This is a genomic window from Arachidicoccus rhizosphaerae (genome assembly GCF_900107765.1).
In the GTDB taxonomy this organism is placed as follows: Bacteria; Bacteroidota; Bacteroidia; order Chitinophagales; family Chitinophagaceae; genus Arachidicoccus; species Arachidicoccus rhizosphaerae.
This window is the reverse complement of the sequence record NZ_FNQY01000037.1, coordinates 1-23,197: the sequence shown is the minus strand read 5'-3', so window position 1 is coordinate 23,197 and position 23,197 is coordinate 1. Positions and strand designations below refer to the sequence as shown.

Annotated in this window: 15 protein-coding genes, 1 tRNA gene and 1 pseudogene; 10 read left to right on the top strand and 7 right to left on the bottom strand. The window is 44.8% G+C overall.

What is annotated here, in order from left to right; translation table 11 throughout:
• Positions 1–55 precede the first annotated feature (55 nt).
• On the bottom strand, positions 56–1,795 hold the full coding sequence (locus BLU80_RS18490; RefSeq protein WP_211481907.1) for an APC family permease: 1,740 nt from the start codon (positions 1,793–1,795) through the stop codon (positions 56–58).
• Positions 1,796–1,917: 122 nt separating this feature from the next.
• Between BLU80_RS18490 and nhaA (BLU80_RS18485) the strand changes: the two genes are divergently transcribed.
• Positions 1,918–3,252, top strand: coding sequence for a Na+/H+ antiporter NhaA (nhaA, locus tag BLU80_RS18485; protein WP_091401338.1), 1,335 nt, complete (start codon positions 1,918–1,920; stop codon positions 3,250–3,252).
• Between the two features lie 25 nt (positions 3,253–3,277).
• Positions 3,278–4,618: a TIGR00341 family protein gene (locus tag BLU80_RS18480; protein ID WP_091401336.1), complete on the top strand. Its 1,341-nt coding sequence runs from the start codon at positions 3,278–3,280 to the stop codon at positions 4,616–4,618.
• Between the two features lie 92 nt (positions 4,619–4,710).
• Here the strand turns inward: BLU80_RS18480 and BLU80_RS18475 are convergent, their stop codons facing one another.
• From BLU80_RS18475 to nhaA (BLU80_RS19940), 3 genes and pseudogenes are all read right to left on the bottom strand, one after another.
• Positions 4,711–6,243: an ammonium transporter gene (locus BLU80_RS18475; RefSeq protein WP_211481906.1), complete on the bottom strand. Its 1,533-nt coding sequence runs from the start codon at positions 6,241–6,243 to the stop codon at positions 4,711–4,713.
• Between the two features lie 56 nt (positions 6,244–6,299).
• Positions 6,300–7,364 carry an outer membrane beta-barrel protein gene (locus tag BLU80_RS18470; RefSeq protein WP_244519014.1) on the bottom strand — a complete coding sequence of 355 codons (1,065 nt, stop codon included), beginning with the start codon at positions 7,362–7,364 and terminating at the stop codon, positions 6,300–6,302.
• Positions 7,365–7,409: 45 nt separating this feature from the next.
• Positions 7,410–8,603, bottom strand: a pseudogene (nhaA, locus tag BLU80_RS19940) (Na+/H+ antiporter NhaA).
• A gap of 511 nt (positions 8,604–9,114) precedes the next feature.
• Between nhaA (BLU80_RS19940) and BLU80_RS18460 the strand changes: the two are divergent.
• The 3 genes from BLU80_RS18460 to BLU80_RS18450 all read left to right on the top strand — a co-directional run bounded on the left by BLU80_RS18460 (position 9,115) and on the right by BLU80_RS18450 (position 13,017).
• Positions 9,115–9,726 (top strand): hypothetical protein, encoded by a 612-nt coding sequence (locus BLU80_RS18460; protein ID WP_211481904.1) that lies wholly within the window; start codon positions 9,115–9,117, stop codon positions 9,724–9,726.
• A gap of 182 nt (positions 9,727–9,908) precedes the next feature.
• Positions 9,909–10,493: a CPBP family intramembrane glutamic endopeptidase gene (locus BLU80_RS18455; protein ID WP_211481903.1), complete on the top strand. Its 585-nt coding sequence runs from the start codon at positions 9,909–9,911 to the stop codon at positions 10,491–10,493.
• Between the two features lie 154 nt (positions 10,494–10,647).
• Entirely contained in the window at positions 10,648–13,017 is a 2,370-nt protein-coding gene (locus BLU80_RS18450; RefSeq protein ID WP_091401351.1) for an ABC transporter permease, read from the top strand.
• Between the two features lie 71 nt (positions 13,018–13,088).
• Here BLU80_RS18450 and BLU80_RS18445 read toward each other — a convergent pair whose 3' ends face one another.
• The 3 genes from BLU80_RS18445 to BLU80_RS18435 all read right to left on the bottom strand — a co-directional run bounded on the left by BLU80_RS18445 (position 13,089) and on the right by BLU80_RS18435 (position 15,670).
• Entirely contained in the window at positions 13,089–14,036 is a 948-nt protein-coding gene (locus tag BLU80_RS18445) for a helix-turn-helix domain-containing protein (RefSeq protein ID WP_091401333.1), read from the bottom strand.
• Positions 14,037–14,147: 111 nt separating this feature from the next.
• Positions 14,148–15,407: a site-specific integrase gene (locus BLU80_RS18440; protein ID WP_091401331.1), complete on the bottom strand. Its 1,260-nt coding sequence runs from the start codon at positions 15,405–15,407 to the stop codon at positions 14,148–14,150.
• Positions 15,408–15,585: 178 nt separating this feature from the next.
• Positions 15,586–15,670 (bottom strand) — tRNA-Ser (locus BLU80_RS18435).
• A 128-nt stretch (positions 15,671–15,798) separates the two neighbouring features.
• Here BLU80_RS18435 and BLU80_RS18430 point away from each other — a divergent pair.
• The 5 genes from BLU80_RS18430 to BLU80_RS18410 all read left to right on the top strand — a co-directional run.
• Positions 15,799–17,610 carry an ABC transporter ATP-binding protein gene (locus tag BLU80_RS18430; protein ID WP_091401329.1) on the top strand — a complete coding sequence of 604 codons (1,812 nt, stop codon included), beginning with the start codon at positions 15,799–15,801 and terminating at the stop codon, positions 17,608–17,610.
• 141 nt (positions 17,611–17,751) lie between these two features.
• Positions 17,752–18,309 carry an inorganic diphosphatase gene (locus tag BLU80_RS18425; protein WP_091401327.1) on the top strand — a complete coding sequence of 186 codons (558 nt, stop codon included), beginning with the start codon at positions 17,752–17,754 and terminating at the stop codon, positions 18,307–18,309.
• Positions 18,310–18,364: 55 nt separating this feature from the next.
• Entirely contained in the window at positions 18,365–18,547 is a 183-nt protein-coding gene (locus tag BLU80_RS18420) for a hypothetical protein (protein ID WP_091401326.1), read from the top strand.
• Between the two features lie 180 nt (positions 18,548–18,727).
• The gene (locus BLU80_RS18415; RefSeq protein WP_091401324.1) at positions 18,728–22,483 is read left to right on the top strand and encodes a DEAD/DEAH box helicase; all 3,756 of its coding nucleotides are present in this window, start codon (positions 18,728–18,730) and stop codon (positions 22,481–22,483) included.
• 232 nt (positions 22,484–22,715) lie between these two features.
• A partial coding sequence (locus BLU80_RS18410) for a hypothetical protein (RefSeq protein ID WP_139188207.1) occupies positions 22,716–23,197 on the top strand: 482 nt, incomplete at its 3' end.

The window sequence follows — 23,197 nt, the reverse complement described above, 5'->3', positions numbered from 1 at the left end:
CAAAATGCACCGGTTGAAAATCTGTTTAACTTTCATTAAAATAAGCCCGGGAGACTTATATGATGAGTCTTACGCCTCCCAGATCAGACACTCTGTGTGCAAACCTGTCGCTGGGCGAGCTGATAAACATAAAATTAATCGGGATGTTCCACTCATCGCTGAGTCGCTTGATCGTCTCGGGGCCGAATGTGGCATTCCGAATCTGGACATATTCGATCTTAATATCCGGATAAGCCCGGTCCAGCACTTCCAGATCCGTCATAAAATCATCGGATACGCTGCCTTCATCCTTTAGGACTGTAACGATTTTCAATCTTTTGGTGATCTCATTTTCCTCAACATACATCATGACCTTATTGAGGATAGAAATATCGTCTCCTTTGGTAAAATAGACAAATTCCTGTTCGGTCAGTTTTTTCAGATTGCGGCTGATATGTAGCCTGCTGATGGCCGCAAATAACTTAAAATGCTTTGACAGGTGGTTGACCAGTATCAGCATATATTTTAAAATCTCATTTCTGCTTAATAACAAAAAGATAATAATAATGGCAGGTAAAAAATACTGTAAAAATACGATGAGGTAGGCTGCGTGCGTAACAACATTCCCGTAAAGCGCACCGGCTACAGCTATAATCGCCACGGCCACGGAGGCCACGGTGGCATTCTCTGGTCTCGGCAGCCGGCCCCGTTTAATTTTCAGCAGGAAGTTTCCGAGCCCAAAATAGATCATCACCAGTAAGAAACTGATGGTATATACGCCAGCAAGTGGCCCCAGCTGGCCGTGTGTGATAAATAATACAGAAAGGCAAAGGATATAGAAAAGCAGCAGTATCCTGGGTGAGCTGCCGCGACTGTTTTCTTTCAAAAGAAACTGGGGCAGAATTCTGTCCAGTGTCATTCTCTTAATAAGACCATTCACCCCTACATAAGAGGTCAGCAGCGCCCCGCTTAATACAAGCACGGCGTCGATAGAGATAAATGTGGCCAGCCAGCTGCCACCGGTATTTTCTCCCAGAAAAGACAAGAGCGCTTCTTTATTCTCCACGACCTCTCCTATCGGCAGTACCATTACCGCTGTAAGGGCCATTAAGGGATTGATGACCGTTACGGCAATCCACATATTACGAAGTGTCTTTCTGAAAATCCCGGGTTTTTGTTCTTCTACAAAATTTGCGGAGCTTTCAAAACCTGATATACCCAGCATGGCTGTGCTGAAGCCCAGAAAAAGCGCGGTCCAGAAACCGCCCTGCAAGGGGGCCCTGAAGTTCAGGGATGCCGTACTTAAGCCGTGTTTCAAAACAAACCATATCCCGCTGCCAATTAACAGCAACATGGCAGCCAGATGAAGCGTAAAAATAACAGCGGCGACCACAGAAGATTCGCTGATGTCTGACATGACCAGCAGCAGAAAAAGCGTAATGAGAATAATAGTCGCTATCATCACTGATATAGAGGGAAAAATCCCCTTCAGATAATGCATGGCTTCGCTGGCGGAAATCACAGCGGTTGTCATGTAGGACAGGATGGTCAGACAGGCTGCAATAGAGGCATTGCTCTTGCTGGTGGTATTCAAAAGGACATTATAGGCACCGCCGTTCAGGGGCAGCGCGCCCACGACCTCACCATAGATCTTTCTGAAAAGGAAAAGAACCCCCGCTACGATCAGCAGTGCCAGCCACGCGTATTGCCCCGCATAGGCGATGGTCAGGGCTGAGACATACAGGCAGGAAGAGGTTATATCGTTGCCACAGATGGCCGTGGCAGAAAATTCACTGAGTTTCTTTGAATGTGACATTGTTGTGCTCATTTCAAATAAAGGCAGTACAAATTGCCTCAGGATCCATTAGAGCAATAAAAGTAAGATTTTTTTCCTGAAAACATGACTGGTCTGAACAGAATAAATATCTTTGTTATAAGATGACAAGATCCCCCATAGACCAGTTACTAAGACCCGTAAACAGATTTATCCATCAGGAGTATACAAGCGGCATCGTCCTTTTTGCAAGCGTGGTTATCGCACTTGTATGGGCTAACTCTCCGTGGAGCGAAGGCTATCATCACCTCTGGGAAACCCGGTTTTCCATCGGAATTGAGGAGCAAAGATTCATTCAGCCTTTGCACGTCTGGATCAATGATGGGTTAATGGCGCTGTTTTTCTTTGTTATCGGCCTGGAACTCAAGCGGGAATTTATCGCCGGAGAGCTTTCCACCATCAGAAAAGCAGCCCTGCCAATGGTAGGTGCACTGGGCGGCATGGTGGTTCCGGCATTAATATATGTGGCATTTAACAGCGGACAGCCTTCCTCACACGGGTGGGGTATCCCGATGGCTACAGACATTGCCTTCGCGCTGGGCTTACTCTCTATGGCGGGAAAGCATATTCCCCGTTCAGTAAAAACCTTTCTTTCCGCTCTGGCCGTTGCAGATGACCTTGGCGCCGTGCTCGTCATTGCTTTATTTTATACCCGGGAAATCTCTCTTATTCCTTTGGGTATCGGCGTTTTGCTACTCACGCTGCTATGGGTGGGCAACCGCATGGGTATACGGGACACCATTTTTTATCTTATCATCGGCGTTGTTATCTGGTACTTTTTTTTACTCTCCGGCGTACATGCTACGATTGCCGGCGTACTGGTCGCCTTTATGATCCCTGCCAGGACGAAAATAGATGAACAGCAGTATGTTCAAAGTGTCAGAAAATACGCGACAGATTTTGAGAGGGCCGACCGGCAGGATGGCTCGCTTACCACCTGGGAGCAACACCGTACAATCAGTAATATTAAACAACTCTGCCTGGATGCGGAAACCCCTTTACAAAAAATTGAAAATGCACTCCACCCCTGGGTGGCCTTTGTCATCATGCCGCTATTCGCCCTGGCCAATGCTGGCATGCACATTGGCAGCGACTTTTTCAGCACCTTAGCCAATCCAGTGAGCCTTGGCGTCTCTTTTGGACTGGTCGCGGGAAAATTTATCGGTGTCCTTTTATTTACATGGGTAATGGTACGGCTCGGCCGGGCATCTCTTCCCAACAGGGCTTCCTGGAAGCACATTGTGGGCGTGGCCCTGCTGGCCGGCGTTGGCTTTACCATGTCCCTTTTCATTACGGGTCTGGCCTTTACCGACAGCCAGATGATCGATGAAGCCAAATACGGCATCCTGCTGGCCTCACTTCTTTCCGGAGTATTGGGTGTTGTATATCTGAAAAGATTATCGCCGGTCCGCAAAGATGCCCAGGATCTCCGGCCATAACAGCACTCACTTAAAAACTTTCGCTATGGAGTATAATAAAGATTATCGCCTGCTTAAACTTATAAAGTCGGCCATTGCCAGAAGGTTTGATTTGCATGTTGATAAAGCAGATGAACAGGATGTTGTCCTGTCTATCAAAAAGAACTCGGATTTTATAGGGGCCAACCTATGGACCCTGATCTTTGCTATTTTCATTGCATCCATTGGGCTGAATGTAAACTCGACGGCTGTTATCATTGGTGCCATGTTGATCTCTCCGCTAATGGGGCCGATCATGGGCATAGGGCTGGGTATCGGCATCAATGATTTTGAACTGGTAAAAAAAGGCATTAGAAATCTGCTGATCGCCACGCTGATAAGTATAGCCACCTCAACCTTTTATTTTTGGATCACACCACTGCATGATGCCCAAAGTGAGTTACTGGCGAGAACAACGCCCTCTGTCTGGGATGTTTTCATTGCTTTTTTTGGCGGGCTGGCCGGTATTGTTGCCGGAACCCGCAAAGAAAAAAGTAATGTTATCCCGGGAGTGGCGATTGCCACTGCACTCATGCCGCCACTCTGCACGGCGGGCTTTGGTCTGGCCAGCGGCCATTTCTATTATTTTCTCGGCGCCATTTATCTATACTTTATCAATAGTGTATTTATCTGTATCAGCACCTTTTTAATTGTCAGGTTTCTGAAATTCAGAAAAAAGCGTTTTGAAGATAAAGCCTACGAGAAAAAAGTATCCAGATATATTTTTATTATCATTCTGGTTACGGTTGCGCCCAGTGTTTATTTAGCCTATGGCATTGTCCAGAAAAGTATTTTCGCGACGAATGCACAGAAATTCATTAGCGAGCAGTTCAAGTTTAAAAATACACAAGTAGTTAATAAAACAGTAGCCTACGATGCCAGAGGTGGAGAAATAGACCTGTTGCTGATCGGATACGAACTGCCCAATACAACGATCGACTCCCTTCGCTCAAAAATGGGACAGTATAATCTTCACAATACTAAATTAAATATCCGCCAGGGGCTAAATGCCAAGCAGGAAATTGACTTTTCCCAGATTAAGGCCAGCATATTGGAAGATGTCTTTAAAAAAGACTCTTCCGCCCGTATAGCAGCAGACCAAAAGGTCCCCGTATTATCTAAGACCTTCCCGGATATCAGCCAGGAAATCAAGGCGCTTTACCCTTATTTCAATTATTATGCTGTGGCTAACACCGTCATTCATAGGGCGGACACGACAGCTACCGATACGGTGACCCTTGCATTAGTTAAATTCTCGCAGCCCATGTCGGTGTCAGAGGCAACAAAGCTGCGGACCTGGCTAAAATCAAGACTCAATGCGGATAGCGTCCAACTGGTTATTCAGTAGGCCCTCGTAAAAAAAGCAGAGCCTCCCATGCGCTGGACAGCGCGATGAGGCCCTGCTTGTCAGTTTTGGCTGTTGATGATTGATTAACCTGATTATTCAATTACGATGATGGCGTGATCCCCCTCTGCGTCCAGCACAAACCCGCCGTAGGCAGTATTATTATGTTCGCCCAGATCCAGCCCCTGTTTTTGCTCGGCGTCGCTGACCCGTAAGCCGACTACTTTTTTAATCAGGTAGAATACGATAAACATCGCGATCATGGCATAGGCGAACACAGCCAGTACGCCAAAAGCCTGTACGCCCAGCTGGTGGAAACCACCGCCGAAAAACAAACCGTCTTTGATGGCCGTGTCAGCGGACCAGTATTGGAGATCTATGGCGCGCTGTCCGAAAAGCCCCACGGCTAAAGTCCCCCAGGCACCACAGATACCATGTACACTGATGGCCCCTACCGGATCATCGACTTTTAGTTTTCTTTCTACAAACAGGCAACTATAGAATACCAGTATACCGGCGATCAGTCCGATCAGGGCAGCACTGCCGGTGCTGACACTGGCGCATGGCGCTGTAATGCCGACAAGGCCTGCCAGCGTACCGTTTAAGGTCATGGACAGATCCGGTTTCTTAAATACCACCCAGGAGGTGATCAGTGCGCCGATGGCGCCTGTGGCCGCAGCCAGGGTCGTAGTCACCGCCACATGTGCCACACCTCCTACCGCAGTTAGCGTGGAACCTGGATTAAATCCATACCAGCCAAACCATAAAATAAATACACCGAGCGCTGCCAGCGGCATGTTGTGCGGATTGATATTATTAACGCTGCCGTCTTTATTATACTTGCCGAGCCTTGGACCCACCATAATGGCACCGGCCAGCGATGCCCAACCGCCTAAAGAATGTACAACTGTAGAACCTGCAAAATCCCGGAAACCCAGATCGCTGAGCCAGCCTCCTCCCCAGATCCAGTGACCACTGACCGGATAGACGACAAGCGAGATAATACAGGAATAGATTATATAGGAAATGAGTTTAGTCCTTTCTGCCATGGCCCCCGAAACGATGGTGGCAGCTGTTGCGGCAAATACCACCTGAAACAGCCAGGAAGCACTCAGGCTGTAGCCCCCCAGATCGGTAGGTGCATTTGAAGTTCCCAGAAAGGCGAGAGAAGGATCAAATCCAAAAAAATTATGATCGCCGCTGCTGTACATGATGGCATAGCCTACGGCCCAGAAGAGAACGGCGCCGAAACAAAAATCCAGCAGGTTTTTCATCATGATATTGACTGCATTTTTGGCCCGCGTCATACCGGATTCCACCATCGCAAACCCTGCCTGCATGAAAAAGACTAAAAAGGCGCACAGGCATAGCCACAAGATATTGGCTACATCCTGGGACAGCGAGGTCACTGGCGCAGCCGCAGCCGGCGTATCTGTTGCAACAGCTGCCACATTTTTTACGGAGTCTACGGCCGTCTGGCTGCTGTCAGTCATCTGCTGTGCATAGGAAGAATGCGTATTCAGCATGATCAACAGGCAGGCAAATAAAGCGCCCAGCGCGACGGGGAATAAAAATCTCTTATGCAGGAAACGACTTTTGAATTGTTTTGAAAAAGATTCTTTTTTCATAAATAGTCTTGTTTTTTTGTTTAAATAATCAGATCTAGTTGCGGCCCTTGTCTGTTTTAAAAATTATAGGCTAATCCCAAGACAAAGGTGCCGGTGCCCTTGCTGGTCGGCATGCCGGACTCGTCACTACTTTTGTAAAATACAGCATCCTTGCCCTGGTCAAGCCGGAATTCGGGAATGATTGTCAGGCTGGATACATGTATGTTCGCTGAAAGGGTGGCGTCAAAAATACAGGTACCTATGCCAGCAACATTTTTCTTGTCATCAAAATACTCTCCCCTTAAGGTAAAGCCCACAGCCGGTGTGGGGTCTACATTAAAATACAGCGCTGATCCCCACCAGGAGTTGACGTCCTGATCCGGCATTTTAACCGATTTTATGGACCCGTTGTAGCCAATACTGAACTTAGGGGTCACGGTGGCGGTGACCACCAGATCCCCCTGATTGACCGTATTCTTGTCCAGATCTTTGCCGCCGACATAGTTCAGGTAGCCGTGCAGCTTACCGTTAGAAGTCGCACCGCTGAGCTGACCGATAAAGTTCTTGTCGGCAAAACTGGCCGAGACATAATCCGTGGGATTCACCAAGCCTGCCATAATACCAAAGTTGCCCAGCGCGATATCGACCTTCAGCCCCGTATGGGAAAAGGGACCGTAGGAGAACATATAATCCATACTGTAATTGCGGTTCAGATAAGCATCCAGGACTTCGTAACCGATGTGGGTGGCCCATTTCCCAAAGGAGAAGGTCACTTTTTCAGAAGCGGCATAGGTAATGAAAGCCTGTTTTACCGCTCGAAGGCTGGAGCCTTCGTCATTATAGGAGAATTCATCGGCTCTTTTGCCATAGCCCAGGTCAACAACAGCGCCTACTTTTCCCATACTGGCATCGAGTCTCAGGCTGGCCATGCCCAGTTCAAAGGAGTTCTGGGTATTGGTAAAGCTGGTCAGGTTGTTGGGTTCTTGCAGTTTTTTCGCATTGGCAAAATTGTAACGGTAATAACCATCTACCGAACCGCTGATCTTAAAGGTGGGCGGCGACGCAGAAGTCGTATCTGCCGACTGGCCCATCACCTGCAAAGAAGCGGGAAGCAGGAATAAAAGAATGGTTGCATATTTCATATAGAACTGTTTTGGTGAAAAAATAGTTAGTAGTAGGTGCGGCCGTCAGGCTATTTCCGGCAGTGAGCCGATGCGATCCTGTTGTACTCTTTTTTGTTTTTCCTTCTCTGTATGACCTGCTACAGCCGGGCTGCCGGAAAAGATCCGTTTTAAGAAATAAAGACCGGCAAGCGCAGAAAGAACAGAGCCTGTCATGATAGCGATTTTGGCGTTTGTCTGATAGGCCGTCACGGCATAGGCCAGCGTGGCCGTGAAGATTGACATGGTAAAACCGATGCCTCCCAGCATCCCCACGCCAAAGAGCTGTTTATAGCTCGTGCCCGAAGGCAGCGATGCGATACGGGTTTTGTGCGCCAGAAAAGAGAATAAAAAGATGCCCAGCGGCTTTCCCAACACCAGACCGGCAATAATACCCAGGCTCAGCGTAGACGAAAGTCCGGTACCCAAAGAACCGTTCAGGGAGATAGCCATATTGGCCAGGGCAAACAGTGGCATTACTATAAACCCTACCGGCCTTGCAAGACCGAGTTCAAGTTCTACGTTTTTAGGCAGGCAAAACGCGAACAGCGCCCCGGCAATTGTCCCGTGAATGCCCGAGCGGTAGATACAATACTAAAGTAAAAGGCCCGGTAAGAGAAAGTAGCCGATTTGTTTTATGCCCCGCCTGTTCATGGTAATCAAAAGCAGCAGTAATATGCCCACAGGGATCAAATAATAGTAGTGGATCTGTTCGGCATAAAACAAGGCGATAGTAAATATCCCTCCCATGTCATCCATTACGGCCAGGGCCATCAGAAATATTTTTAACTGAAATGGCACTTTGTCTCCTAATAAAGAGAGGATACCTAAAGAAAAAGCGATATCTGTCGCCATGGGAATACCCCATCCGTGGCTGAACACCGTATGGCCGTTAAAGAGGCCGAAAATAACGGCCGGGCAGACCATGCCTCCAAGGGCCGCAAATACAGGCAGCAGGGATTTACGCACAGAAGCCAGCTCTCCTTCCATGATCTCCCTTTTTATTTCCATCGCCACTAGTAGGAAGAAAAAAGCCATCAGAAAATCATTAATTACATGCACCGGCGTCTCGGGCACGTGAAACGAAGTGGAGGAGAAACTGAATAGCCCTGTATGCCAAAGAGCGGTATACTGTTCTCCAATACCCGGAATATTGGCCATTACCAGCGAAAAGATCGTGCATCCGATTAACAGAAGTCCAGCCGATTGGCCTTTATCCATAAAGGTCTTTATAGCGGTAATCACGCTCCGGGTAACGAGTTTTATGCTGCTGTTCATACGCGTGGATTTTAATTGTACTAATAATCGGTTCCTGTAACTGTTATTCAAAACTAAAACATTTTAAAATTATAAAAAACAACATGTGTTTGTTTTATGGTATATTAGTATATATTAGACGATATTTTTAATATAAAATATAGTATATTTATTATAATAATATAAATAAATATTTTTCAATTCTTTATTAATTATTTGACAACTAACATTTTATACAATTTTAAATATAAATTAGTAAAATATACATATATTTATATAATTAATCACAATGTATTTAATTTATAAATTTTTTTAAGGGTCCGTTTGTATCAATTGCGGACAACCCGGTGTATCATAAACGGACAGTTGCATTACCTGTAGGTCAGGGGTTTGATTGGTTATCAGTACAATCGATAAATGGCATCTAAATCGTAGGCGTTCTGTAGATTCAATATACCCAATAATAATATCGTTTATGAAAATCAAATTCCTGCTTACCCTGTTATTTTTTGCGGGTCTTAGTGCAGCATACGGTCAGAAGACCGTTCAACTAACGAAGCAATACGGCAGTTCCAATAAAGACCTGCAGAACCTGATGAATTTTGAAAACATTTATTTTGAAAAGCTCAGCTTTACAGGAAAGGCGATACGGAGCAAATCCTATCGGGTTACTTTAAAGGAATTTACCGACGGGAAGTTAACGGACAGCGCTATTCTTTTTGACGGCACTGAATCCGACTTTTTCAAGGTACAGTCGGATTCTCTGTCTGTTAAGTTTGCTTTCAAACTGGAGGAAGATCAATTGAAAGTACAGGTATTTGGCGCCGGGTTCGGTAGCAAAAAATCCTATTTTCCCCTTAAAAGCTCCGGAGACCGTTACGCGATGAAAGATTTTTTCGGCTCAAAAGATACGCTGAAGCAGGATCCCTTAAAAACAAACGCAGTCTTTGCTGTTATCACCCCTACCCTCCATCCGGACGGCTCCGGCTCTTACTGCGAGGTCGCACAATATGACATAGCGCCGGAAGCGTTGGGAAGGCATTCTAAAATTCCGCATTACTTTGTGGTGTATATTACTTTCAGATGAGGGAAGTGATCAGGGGTTCAAGTTGAGGCCCTGTCCGGCTTTTATCGGTATCTTTACTTCAAATTCATATCAACCATATGCTAGGCTTACTAATTATCTTGCTGGTCTCTGCCGCTCTTTTGTGGGGCTGTTATAAAAAAACTTTCGCTGTATTGGGTTTGAGGCCGACAACGGGCCGAGCGATGGATTTTGCGTTCGGATTGGTATTAGCGGCACTGATATGCACGCTTTATCATTTTTTGGAGATCGCTTTTATTGATAACCATTGGCAGCTCAACCAAGCGTATAATCTAACCGCACTTGCAAAAGCAGGCTGGTGGGTACTGAAATCGGTTCTTTTTGAGGAGTTTGTCTTCCGGGGCGCGCTATTGTATATCCTGATAAGGCTGGTCGGTGGCAAATGGGCCTGCCTTATTTCCGCCGCCGCATTCGGGGTTTATCACTGGTTTTCTTATGAGCTCTGGGGTACCCCCTTTCAGATGATCATTATATTTGTCATGACCGGCATACTCGGGTGGGTACTTGCCTACGCATTTACACAGTTAAAGTCCATGTATCTGCCGATCGCTGTTCATTTTGGCTGGAATCTGCTGCATATTGTTATTTTCTCCAGCGGTCCCCTTGGCCCTCAGCTGCTGGTAAAAGCAAATGCCCATTATCTTGAAGGGGCGTTGTCCCTTCTTGTGTTTTTGTTCCAGGTCTTCGCCCTGCCGCTGGCAACACTGTTTTATGTCCGGTACCGGCAAAAGGAGACGGCAAGCGCATAGCCGCGTCTGATTTTTTTGAAGTGTCCGGTTTTACAAAACTGTTCGGAAACGGACATGCATGCCTGGCTGCAAAATCTTATATATCTTCATTACCAGTGTTTTATATAATTGGCATTTTAATAGATTCCTAGCCATTACTATAAATTTCTACTGCATGATCAAGCATTATCTGAAAACCGCCTGGCGGACACTGCTGAGAAGCAAGGGGTTCTCCGTTATCAATATTACCGGGCTGGCCATTGGTATGGCCAGTGCTGTGCTGATCCTGATATGGCTCCAGAATATGATGACCACCGACAGGTTCTATAAACAGCAGGATCAGCTCTATATCCTTTGCAACCGAGACTCGCAGCAGGGAAATGTCTATGCCTGGCAGTACACGCCCAAGATCCTGGGGCCTACGCTCCGCCAGGAATACCCCGAAGTGGAAGATATCGGCCGGTACGGTACCGGCAGTACGCTCTTTACCGCGGGGGAGAAAAAAATTACAGCGGAAGGCGCTTTTGCAGACACAGGGTTTCTTAAAATGTTCGACCTGACTGTTATTAACGGCCGTGATCCCCATCCGCTGCAGGGCAGCGACAAGGTCATACTTACCGAAAGCTTCGCCCGTGCCCTTTTCGGGGACGCCGACCCCGTGGGCAAGACATTGCAACTGGACAATCGTAATGCTGTAACGGTCAGCGCTGTCATTAAAGATCTGCCCGCCAATACGCAGTTCGACTATAAGTATTTACTTTCCTGGGACTATGCCAAAAAGATTGACAACTATGATGAATACTGGAGCAATAACTCGGTAGCGACTTTTGTCTTGCTGAAACCAGGGACAGATATCAGGAATTTTAACAGCAAGATCAGAAATATTACCATCGCGCACAACAAAAGAGCTGACATGCAGACCACGGAGGTCTTCGCGCTGCCTTTAAGTAAGCGCTTTTTGTATGATAAGGCGGTGAATGGGCGGTATGTAACCGGCACCATTGTTACGGTCCGTCTCTTTGGCATCATTGCGCTGCTGATCCTGCTGATCGCCTGCATTAATTTCATGAATCTCAGCACCGCCAGAAGTGAGAAGCGGGCCAGAGAAGTCGGGGTAAGAAAAGTGATCGGGGCGCCGAGAAGGGCACTGATCAGCCAGTTTCTGATGGAAAGCGTCCTGATGTCTGCCATTGCTTTTGTGCTGGCCATCGGCATTGTAGTGATAAGCCTTCCCTTTTTTAACCGTCTGGTGGGCAAGCAGCTCTCCATTGCCTGGCAAAATCCGTTTACCTGGCTCTTCGCGCTGGGTTTTGTTCTTTTTACCGGGCTTCTGGCAGGCAGCTATCCGGCGCTGTTTTTATCCCGGTTTCAGCCGGTAAAAGTGCTGAAGGGAAGACTCGTCCGGATGGGGGGCAACAGCCGGGTGCGTCTCCGCTCGGTCCTCGTGGTCATCCAGTTCACCTTTAGTCTTATCCTGATTATTTCCACTATTGTAGTGAGCCGGCAGATCAATTATACGGAGCAGCGCGATAGCGGCTACACCCAAAACGGGCTGGTATACAGCTTTCTTACCGGCGACATGGAAAAAAATTATACGGTTATTAAAAACGAACTCCTCGCCAGCGGCGCGGTGACGGCGGTCTCCAAAAACATGTCACCCGTGACGCACCAGTACAGTAACGGCTGGGGCGCCAACTGGCCAGGCGCCACTACTGAAGAGCAGCATATTACCTTCAGCCGGTATAGTACTGACGCGGGTTTTGTCGCCACCATGCAGGCAAGCCTGCTTGCAGGCAGGGACATCGACATCACCAAATATCCTTCCGACAGCAGTGCCTGCCTGATCAATGAAACGGCTTTGAAACTGATGAAACTTAAAAATCCCATCGGCCAGCGGATCGAATTTGATACCACTTTTCATATTGTGGGGGTCATAAGGGACTTCGTCATTGAAGGCGTCGAAAGCAAAGTGGAACCGATGATTATCCAGGGGCCCTGTTCCTGGTTTACGACCATGCACTACCGTTTAAATCCCAGTCATCCTACGGCGGACAACCTGAAAAAAGTGCAGGCTATTATGCAGCGGTATAACCCCGCTTTCCCTTTTGAATATACGTTTGTAGATAAAGACTACGCCAAGAAGTTTGCCGCCCTGCAACAGACTTCCAGGCTCTCCTCGCTTTTTGCCGGCCTTACGATCTTTATTTCCTGCCTGGGACTGCTGGGCCTTATTATGTTTATGGCAGAAGCACGCATAAAGGAAATAGGCATCAGAAAAGTGCTGGGGGCATCGATTCTCAGTATTTCCACCTTGCTTTCCCGGCAGCTTATACAACTAGTCGTCCTCTCTTTTGTCATTGCAGCGCCCATCGCCTGGTACCTGATGCACCGCTGGCTGCTGAGCTACGATTACAGGGTCGGTATCCGGTGGTGGTGGTTTGCACTGGCGGGTATCACAGGGCTTATGATTGCTGTCGCTACTGTCAGTTGGCAGGCTGTCAAAGCGGCCCGTGCTAACCCGGTAAAAAGTCTGAAAACAGAGTAGATATCACTTGAAGAGGAACATGGCCCGCTGGTCTATGGCGGAAGCGCAGCAAAGATGGGGCTGACTTTAATCTACTTAAAGATACCGGCTTGCAGGTTGCTGCCCGCTGAAGCCGGTGAGAGATTCAGGTAATTTCTGGGTACGCTACCAACAGTGATTTCTTCCAGTGTCACCTTTCCGCCTTTCTGTACATTATTTTCGGTGGGATGATTAATCGTGTCCGGCTGAAGCTGATCTCCATTTACGCCCAGATAGTATTTATTGCCGCTAAAAAGTGAATTACTGAAATTGTAGTTATGATGTAACCCTTTATAGCCTATAACGGCGTAGTGGCAGCCTGCGATGACGTTATTATGAAAACGGAAAGGCAAGTCAGCATCTTTGCCATAGCCAAACCATAGCGCCGCTTCATAGGCGCCATAGATAATGCAGTGGGACAGCGCGAAATCTCTGACATTCAAAAAGGACAACACCGCATTTTTGCAATTGTAAAATATAGAATGGCTGATATGAATGCCCTCTCCCTGAGCGAATAGGGCGCCCTGAATGGGAGCGGCATTCTTGTTGCCTATAAAATAGCATTGCGCAATTTCAAGGTTTTTTAATTTTTCATTCCTTCTTTCAATCGGATAATAGTATTCATTCATGGGGTTGGGATTGCCGATAAATTTAAGCCCGCGAATCGCCACATTGTCCCTTTCAACGGAAATAGCAATGCTGGCATGAGGAATTTCCCCTCGAGTCTTTTTCACCGGGATCAGTGCCTTTTCAATTTCTGATTCCTTGAAAAGAATTCGGCTGCCTATTTCGTACGCTTGTAAATAGCCAAGGTCGCAATATTTATCAACAGTATTCAGGGATATGGAAAATAGTTTGGCCACCGACTTCCTGGTCAAATAGCCTTTTGGGAGGTTTCGCTGTTGTTGATTTTGGGATTTAAGTGCATTTTTAATTTCTTCTCTAACTATTCGTCTAAGCTCCTCAGCCGTGAAACTGGTCAAAAGGTTTACATGTGCCATTCAGATAATTTTAATGAAGCACAAATTGAAAAAAAGAATGAAACCCAATGCAATCACAAACAATCATTTTCTGAACTTATCCTATCTTTTACTGTTATAGGAATACCAGCGCTATAATTTCGAAAATGCGTTTTCCATAATATTGGCCTTCTGGATATCATTGATCTTGATATAATTCTTTAATTGAGTGATACTTTTGTGGCCGGTGCCCAGAGCAATCACTTCCAGATCTACACCTTTGTTGGCGTAAATGGTTGCAAAGGTTCGTCTGGCCGTATGTGCAGAAATGAGCTCCGCCCTGGTAACGATTTTATTTATTTTTCTGCCTTTCTGAAAATCAGAGATCTCCATTTGATGCTGTAATAGTTTACACTTACTGGCAATCTCAAATAAATAAGTATTGAAATTTTGATTGGAAATGGGCTTGGGAAGCTCATATTTATATTTTTCAAAGATCCTGCGTAGATCGGGCCATAACGGTTGGGTAACGATTTGTCCCGTCTTCTCCTGCCGAAATGATATATAGTCTTTTCCATCCACCGATTTGATATGATGTTTATTAAGCCGGATAAAATCACCGAACCTAGCACCGGTATAACACCCAACAAGAAATCTATCTCTGGCTCTGTCCAGGTATGGCCAATCACTCAAGTCAAGATTTTCGATCTCTTTTAACTCCTCGGGGCTCAAAGCGATATTTTCGGCATCTCCGTCAGCCACCCCCCATTTGGTCAGATTGATATTCAGCTTATCCATTTTTATATAGCCATTGTTAAGACCATAAAGGATAATAGTCTTAATAAATTTCATTTTCCGGTGTATGGTGGTTTGCCGGAATTCCTTTACCGAGGTAAAATAATCCAGCAAATCCGCCCTGAAATCCATATTTATGGCTTCAAATGCGAGAGGCTTTTTATAAATTTTACAGAATTCGATCAGATTGTCTTTTATCTGGTTGTATTTTTCCGCGGATTTGCTCTTTCCTTCCGCATTCATGGTCTTGATATACTCGTCAATTACCTCTGGGAATGTTTTAACCTTTCCGGGATTAAAAAATGGATTCTTTTCAAAATACTCGGCTTTGAAAGCTGCCGTCAATTCTTTCGGGGATGGTTTTCGTTCAAAAAGCGTTTCAAAATCTTTTAAAACTGTAATTAGGGTTTGCCGCTGGTTAAAGAGCTCCGTATTCACTTTTTCCGAATCTTTAAAATAGATGGTTGATTTTACCAATTGGGTAGCCTTATTCCAGTATTTAACCGGAATTTTCCTTTTAGTCGAAATTTTACACCTAAGTCTGTCATATGTGCAGATCATCAAAATCATTGACTCTTCCGCTTTCGGTGTATCCAGTTGAAAGCTTATATGATACACAGTTTCTTATTTAGCTACTTAAAGATACACAAAAAGGGGCGGATTCCGGGCAAATTTCCGGGCAAATTACCCGTATTTAGGTGCGTTTTGCTGCGTTTCGCTGAGTCAGCAAAACATTATATCTAATTGAAAACCAGTGTAAAATAAGGAAAATAAACTCAGTTGGAGGGATAAAAAGCGGAGAGTGAGGGATTCGAACCCCCGGACCTGTGACAGTCAACGGTTTTCAAGACCGCCGCATTCGACCACTCTGCCAACTCTCCGGGCGCAAAATAATATCTAATAAATTTAATAACCAAATTTTTTTGCTGTTCTTCCCTTAATTTTGCGATTTGATTCCCTTTTTAAGCAAAATTGCATCTCATTTATACTTGGAATCACCCACATTACTATGAAAGAATTATCCGTTCTCAATAAATATTTCTGGAAATATCGCTATCGGTTTATACTAGGCTTCCTGTTCATTACCGCTTCAAACTATTTCGCAGTCATGTCTCCCCAGGTATTCCGTTACGTGGTAGGCAAGCTCCAGGAAACCTTACCCGGCCCTCACCCTGAAGCAGGATCCCAAAAAGTTAATGACGCTATATTGGCTCATTTTTTCAACTGGATGGATCATTTCCCATATGGCAAAATGGTATTGGTCTGTAGCATTGTCATCATTGTTCTGGCCTTAATAAGGGGTTTGTTTATGTTTTTTATGCGCCAGACGATAATTGTCATGAGCCGACATATTGAATATGACCAGAAAAATGAAGTTTATAACCATTATCAAAAACTGGATGCAGGGTTCTATAAAACCCATTCAACCGGAGACTTAATGAACAGAATGGCAGAAGACGTCAGTCGGGTAAGAATGTATACGGGCCCGGCCATAATGTATTTTATTAACCTGACCACCTTAATTGCGCTTTGTCTGATTAATATGCTTCAACAGGATGTAAAACTGACTTTAATCGTTATATCCCCTCTCCCCATACTGGCTATCACTATTTATTTTTTGAATATTAATATCCATAAAAAAAGCACAAGAGTACAGGCATTGTTATCGGATTTAACAACCAATGCACAGGAATCCTTTTCCGGAATCCGCGTTATAAAATCTTACGTGCAGGAGAAGGCCATTTTGGGCTTCTTTAAAAAAAGCAGTGAGGATTATCGAAGAAATGCAGTTGGTCTGGCCAAAATGGAAGCTGTTTATTTCCCCAGCATGAATCTTATTATCGGTCTCAGCACGCTGATTACCGTTCTTATTGGCTGTCAGATTGTTCTACATGACACCACTAAGGTCGGTTTGATCGTAGAGTTCGTCATATATATCCTGCTACTCATTTTTCCGGTCAGCGCCATTGGCTGGGTAGCTTCCATGACCCAAAGAGCAGCCGCCTCCCAAAAAAGGCTGAATGAGTTCCTGCAACAGGAACCTGCCATTAAGGACAAGGCAGAAACAAAGCCTGCGGCACTCGATGGAGACATCTTATTTGAACACGTCTCTTTTACCTATAAAAATACAGGGATAAAAGCCATGAAAGACTTTAATCTCCGGGTCAAAAAGGGAGAGAAAGTACTGATACTGGGTAAAACAGGTAGTGGTAAATCGACAGTCGCTCATTTACTACTACGGTCATTTGATCCGGATCAGGGCAATATCTACGTTAAAGGAGTGAATATTAAGGATATGCCTGTAAAAGAACTGCGCCATAATATCAGTTATGTCCCCCAGGATGTCTTCCTTTTTAGTGATACCATAGCTAATAATATCAGTTTCGGATTAAGCGAAAGAGCTTCCGATGAGCGGATTCATGCAGCGGCAGCGTCCGCCAGTATTCATTCAGAGATCCTGGAGCTTCAAAATGGGTATGAGACAATGGTCGGAGAAAGAGGCGTTATGCTTAGTGGCGGCCAAAAGCAACGTGTATCTATTGCACGGGCGCTTATCAAAGAACCCGAACTGATGCTATTTGATGATTGCCTGAGTGCAGTGGATGCCAAAACTGAAAATCAGATCATCTCGCATCTTAATAAGTACCTGAGCGACAAAACAGCCCTCATCATCACGCATAGAATATTTACCGTTTTTAGTTTTGATCAGATCATTATCATTGAAGATGGGGAGATTACAGAAAGAGGTACTCATGAAAGTTTAATGAAGAGTGGCGGTTATTATGCCGAGTTATACAAAAAACAGATAACAGAAGCTTAAAATTGACGTAAATCTATGATTTTCACACTTACAGCCGTTCGTCTGCATAAGTTTTAGGATGTAATTTTTGCATCATTCTAGGGTTAAATTGTTATTTATAGTTACCTTTGCACCCAAATTTTCCTATTAAACAAAAAAGGCATGATTAAAACTACGCAGGTTTTGCATCCCTGGCATGGCGTTGAGACTGGCAAAAATGCACCGGAATTCGTGAATTGTGTTGTAGAAATCCCTCAGGGATCCCGTTCTAAATATGAAATTGATAAAGCCAGCGGGCTGTTAAAACTGGACCGCGTAATTTATTCATCCTTCCACTACCCTGCTAACTATGGTTTCATCCCACAGACTTATGGAGATGACAAAGACCCTCTGGATATTCTGATCATTTCCAGTATGACCATTCAGCCCATGTGTATTGTAGAGGCTAAAGTCATTGGTGTTATGCAGATGCTCGACGGCGGCGAAGGCGATGACAAAATCATCGGTGTTGCAGCTAACGATCCGGCAATCAATTACTACGAGAATATTGAAGAATTACCTAAACATTTTTTCAGCGAACTGCGTCACTTCTTTGAACAGTATAAAGTATTGGAAAAGAAGACCGTAAAAGTAGAAGAATTCGGCAATAAACAACAGGCACTGGGCATTATCAAAGAAGCCATGGAGTCTTATCATAAACTGTTTACAGAAGAAAAATAAGGCCTGCACGAATACTTTTTAATTTTTTACCTACATTTGTAAAAATTTTACTGAAATGGAAGAAACAACATCACGTGGAAAATATTGGGTATGGTTTGTCATTTGGCTGGTTATCATTATCGGTCTGATGATTTGGGCTAGACAATGGTTCTGGTTGGCACTACCCGGCGTTTTGACCTATTTTGTAAAAGCAATGGGTCTGATGGACGAAAACAAAAAAGAAGATCAGTTCTATTAACAGGCTGATTATATTATAAATATCTTTTACATGAGGAATGAATTTCTATTCATTCCTCATTTTTTTGCCATAATTAACCATATAACCTACTCAACTGCTGCCACAGTCTTTAAAAATACCCTGAAAATCGTTACCTTTGCAAATTGCTTTTTGGCAACATTTAAATGAAAAAGACGAGCATTGTTACCTTTTTTTATAAAACAGATTTACAGTAACGGATCCGAGGAAATCACCATCCGGGGCCGAAAGATTTTCAACAGTGGCAGAATCGAGGTGGCCCACCACGATATGCTGTCCAGCACGATTAGTTTCAGGGTCAAGGACGATATGTATGCCAGTTGGTATAAAGTCCAGGTCCGGGGCTATAAGGACGAGTCTACCCTTTCTTTAAAATGCAATTGCACTTATAATCTGGGAGAACTATGTAAGCATGAGGTAGCTGTTCTATTTCAATTGCAACAGATGAGTGATCAGCACCTGCTGACCAATGTTGAAGTGAATTATGACCAGAAGCATACGACCCTACGCATGAGCCGTCTGGACTTAAGGCAGATACGGACATTTTCTGCTCAACAGACGTATGACCAGGCAGAAGAATGCCTGCGCATGAACCGGCCCCTGCTTTTAGAAAATGCCAATGAAAAGGTCGTGGCCGAGGTAACGGCAGACAAAGAAACGTTCCCCGTTATTATTCAAAAAAATGCGGAACGAAATTTTGATACGAGTTGTAACTGCGGGACGGAGCACGAACATCCGCTCTGTCTGCATAAAACCATATTATTACTTCACCTGGTAAATATCGGCGGAGCCGATTATTTTGATTCCATCAGAAACTGGGACCGGGAGAAAAACCAGCTTTTAGGTTTATACGGATTCACTTTAGAAGACGACCTGGATGGCAAATTTGAGTTTACCTATAAAAATGGCAAGCCTTTTTTAAGGGTACTGGACCCTACTATCAAAAAAGTAGTCAACCCCAATAGCTTTAATCCACAAACAAAAATTGTAAAACCCCAGGTAACAGCCGAGCCCACGGTGCTGGAACAGGACAACAACAGTATTCAGCGGGTCGGTATTGTTATTGCTGAAAATCAGCATCAGTATCCTTATGTACAGTTCACGGCGGTCAAAGGAGAAACCAATGAAGCCGGTACAAATTTTATTGACCAGATTGAAAGGCTGGACTTTGGCAAAACCATCAATCAGGACAAGATTGCCCGTCAGGACTGGGCCATGGTCAACACCCTTAGAAAACTGTCCCATAGTGAAATCAACCGCTACCTGGACCGTAATTCGGAGTTTAGCGGCATCTGGGATAATATTGTCCAGCAGAAAGGTCATGCACTGACGGAAGGTACACGCAGATTAATCGTAGATTACCTTTATCAGAAACTCAAACATTTATTCAACCTGTCTGTAGACAGCTATCTGACTTATTATCTTCCTGGAGGCAAGTCGCTCACTTCAGCTAATATCGAACTGGCCAACTATTCCATTAACTACGTTAAGCCTTATTTTGAAGTAGCACAAAAAGATGGTCATTATGAAGTCATCTGTAAAGTGGATACCCTGCTGGGAGAAAAACTGATTACTGAAAACGAGTTAAACTCCACCCTGCTTTTCCAGGTAGAAAATCAATTCTACCTCTGGTCAAAAGCCGAGGACGTCATTACCGTGGAAAAATTCCTGGATAATGGCCGTATTACCTATACAGAGCAGCAGTGGGAAAGTGCCTTATTTGAATTTGTAATTCCGCTTTCCAAGGACTACAAGGTCAACTTCACAAATATCAAACAAGAAGAGATCTTTGATATGGTCCCGGAATCCAGAATCAACCTTAAAGAAAGAGGAGACTACCTGGTTTTTGAACCTATTTTCATCTACCAGAATCATAAAATCGGAGAAGAACAAAACGATCAGATCATTTTGCCTCAAAAGGACAAATTACTGATTATACACCGTAACCGGGAGGCAGAAAATCTGTTTTTTCAGAAGATCCAGAACCTGCACTCAGGATTTGCGGTCGTCAATAAAAATCAACTGGCCCTAAAAGGACCGGAAGTCTTAAAGAATAACTGGTTTTTCCTGTTTGTAGACTCCTGCAAGGAAATGAATGTTCCTGTCTATGGGTTTGAAACCTTGAAAAAATACCGTTTCAATACGGCCAAGCCTACGACGGTCATTAATCTCAGCACCCACACAGACTGGTTTGACGCTAAAGTAGACATTGATTTTAACGGCCAAAAGATCTCTATTGCCGACATCAAAAAAGCACTCAGCAATAAACAGCAATTTGTCCAATTAAAAGACGGCACTTTAGGCGTATTGCCGGAAGAATGGCTCAAAAAATACAGCCTGTTATTCCAGGTCGGGGAAAATTCGGAGAATACTTTAAAACTCAATAAATATCATTTTACCATTATTGATGAGTTGTATGCTCAGCGCGATGAGAAGGAACTGATATTCCATCTGGAAGAAAAATACGAGAAAATCAGAAAAGAACATGTCATCCACGAATTAGAGGTACCTGAACACCTGCAGTCTGTTTTGCGGCCCTATCAGTCCGCAGGATATCACTGGCTGAACTACCTGGACACGGTAAAATGGGGCGGTATTCTGGCCGATGACATGGGTCTTGGTAAAACCATTCAGACCCTGACTTACCTTTATCATCTCAAACAGGAAAAAGGTCAGGAATTTTCTGCCTTAGTGGTCTGCCCTACCTCCCTGCTTTACAACTGGGAAAATGAAATCCGTAAGTTCACTCCGGGCATCACCTATTTTATCCACCACGGGGCCGGACGTAATATCAGTAAAATAACCTCCGGTGATGCGGATATCATTATTACTACTTACGGCACGCTACGCAGCGATATCAAGCATTTTGTAGAAAAACGCTTTAATTATGTAGCGCTTGATGAAAGTCAGGCCATTAAAAACCCTGTCAGCAAAATTGCCAAAGCAGTAAATTTACTGCAGGCAGACAACCGCCTTTGCCTAAGTGGTACGCCGCTGCAGAACAACACATTTGACATTTACGCGCAAATGAACTTTCTGAACCCGGGCCTCTTGGGTTCTGTGGAATGGTTCAAACAACAGTTTGCGATCCCTATTGATAAATTCGGTGAGAAAACACAAAAAGAGCAGCTTAGAAAAATACTCTTTCCGTTTATTCTGCGCAGGACCAAAGAACAGGTAGCCAAGGATCTGCCAGAGAAAACCGAACAGGTTCTTTTCTGCGAGATGGGTAAGCATCAAAGAGAAATCTATGAAGCCTACCGTAATGATGTCAGAGATAAAATTCTGGGCATGATTGACCAGCAGGGTGTCCAACGCTCCCAGCTGTCTATCCTGCAAGGCCTGATGCGCCTGCGCCAGATCTGCGATTCTCCGGCTATTATCAAAGATGAGAAATTCCCTAACTATTCCATCAAGATCAAAGAACTCACCAAGGAACTGGAAGAAAATCTCAGCAACCACAAAGCGCTCATATTCTCCCAGTTTTTAGGAATGCTGGGGCTTATCCGTGAAAAACTGGAAGAACTAGGCATTAAATATCAGTATTTTGACGGGGGCACATCCGTTAAAGACAGGGAGACCGCCATCCAGAATTTTCAAAACGATGATGAGTGCCGCGTATTTTTGATATCTCTGAAGGCCGGGGGTGTGGGTCTTAACCTCACCGCTGCTGATTACGTCTATATTGTAGACCCATGGTGGAACCCTGCCATTGAGCAACAAGCCATTGACCGTACCCACCGTATTGGCCAGACCAAAAATATATTTGCCTACCGCATGATTTGCAAAGATACCGTGGAAGACAAAATACTGACCCTGCAGGAGCGCAAAAAAGCCTTGGCCAACGAACTGATCGCAGAAGACAGCTCCTTTGTCAAGAGCCTGACCAAGGAAGACATTGAATATCTGTTCAGCTAACCGCCTCTTCTATAAGAAAAAAATCGTATTTTAGCTACACCGGCGTGAGCAGATAGCCTGCTGCCGGTGTAGCTTTTTTGCTATTAATGATCAGACCCCGATCCTCAATAGCAATAGCATTGCCTCCGGTCTGTCAATAAGAAGCATTCAGACTGCCGCCACCCGGCAGCAGCCCCGTGGTTTTCTATTGACCAGTCCAGACACCTATTTTATTCACCTTTATGATAGCCCTATGCCTGAAACATTATCGGTCACGGTTTCCACTACCATAAAGCTACTCTGCCTGGATTCAGCGGCCTTATATATCCCGCTCTTCCTTGTTGTTTATAAAAAGCAAAGAAGCCTGATGGCTACTTTAATTTGTATTCTACTAAGTGTGCTGGCTATCTGGCAATACAGCGGCTATGCCCCCATCAGCTGGCTCGATCACGGGGCCGCAGGATCTTTTACCCATTATTTTAAACTAGCAGCCTTACTGCTGCCTGCTATAGCCATTATCCTATTGCTAGTTCAGCAGCTTTTAAAACCTGATCAAAAACAAGCTGATGAAACTTCCGGTGCTGGCCATAAGACAGAAGCAGGAGTGCTGAAAGCCGGAACGCCCCTTCTGGAAAAAACAGGCTTTTTTATTTATAAGCTGTCTGTATGGCTGGTTGCCGGTATGGTAGCCGGGCTATTTATAGCAACCACACAAGGTTTTATGCCAATATGGAT

Excerpts from the sequence above, each read along its gene's own strand:
- BLU80_RS18490 (WP_211481907.1), bottom strand. The coding sequence starts at position 1,795 with ATGTCACATTCAAAGAAACTCAGTGAATTTTCTGCCACGGCCATCTGT.
- nhaA (WP_091401338.1), top strand. The coding sequence starts at position 1,918 with ATGACAAGATCCCCCATAGACCAGTTACTAAGACCCGTAAACAGATTT.
- BLU80_RS18480 (WP_091401336.1), top strand. The coding sequence starts at position 3,278 with ATGGAGTATAATAAAGATTATCGCCTGCTTAAACTTATAAAGTCGGCC.
- BLU80_RS18475 (WP_211481906.1), bottom strand. The coding sequence starts at position 6,243 with ATGAAAAAAGAATCTTTTTCAAAACAATTCAAAAGTCGTTTCCTGCAT.
- BLU80_RS18470 (WP_244519014.1), bottom strand. The coding sequence starts at position 7,364 with ATGAAATATGCAACCATTCTTTTATTCCTGCTTCCCGCTTCTTTGCAG.
- BLU80_RS18460 (WP_211481904.1), top strand. The coding sequence starts at position 9,115 with ATGAAAATCAAATTCCTGCTTACCCTGTTATTTTTTGCGGGTCTTAGT.
- BLU80_RS18455 (WP_211481903.1), top strand. The coding sequence starts at position 9,909 with ATGGATTTTGCGTTCGGATTGGTATTAGCGGCACTGATATGCACGCTT.
- BLU80_RS18450 (WP_091401351.1), top strand. The coding sequence starts at position 10,648 with ATGATCAAGCATTATCTGAAAACCGCCTGGCGGACACTGCTGAGAAGC.
- BLU80_RS18445 (WP_091401333.1), bottom strand. The coding sequence starts at position 14,036 with ATGGCACATGTAAACCTTTTGACCAGTTTCACGGCTGAGGAGCTTAGA.
- BLU80_RS18430 (WP_091401329.1), top strand. The coding sequence starts at position 15,799 with ATGAAAGAATTATCCGTTCTCAATAAATATTTCTGGAAATATCGCTAT.
- BLU80_RS18425 (WP_091401327.1), top strand. The coding sequence starts at position 17,752 with ATGATTAAAACTACGCAGGTTTTGCATCCCTGGCATGGCGTTGAGACT.
- BLU80_RS18420 (WP_091401326.1), top strand. The coding sequence starts at position 18,365 with ATGGAAGAAACAACATCACGTGGAAAATATTGGGTATGGTTTGTCATT.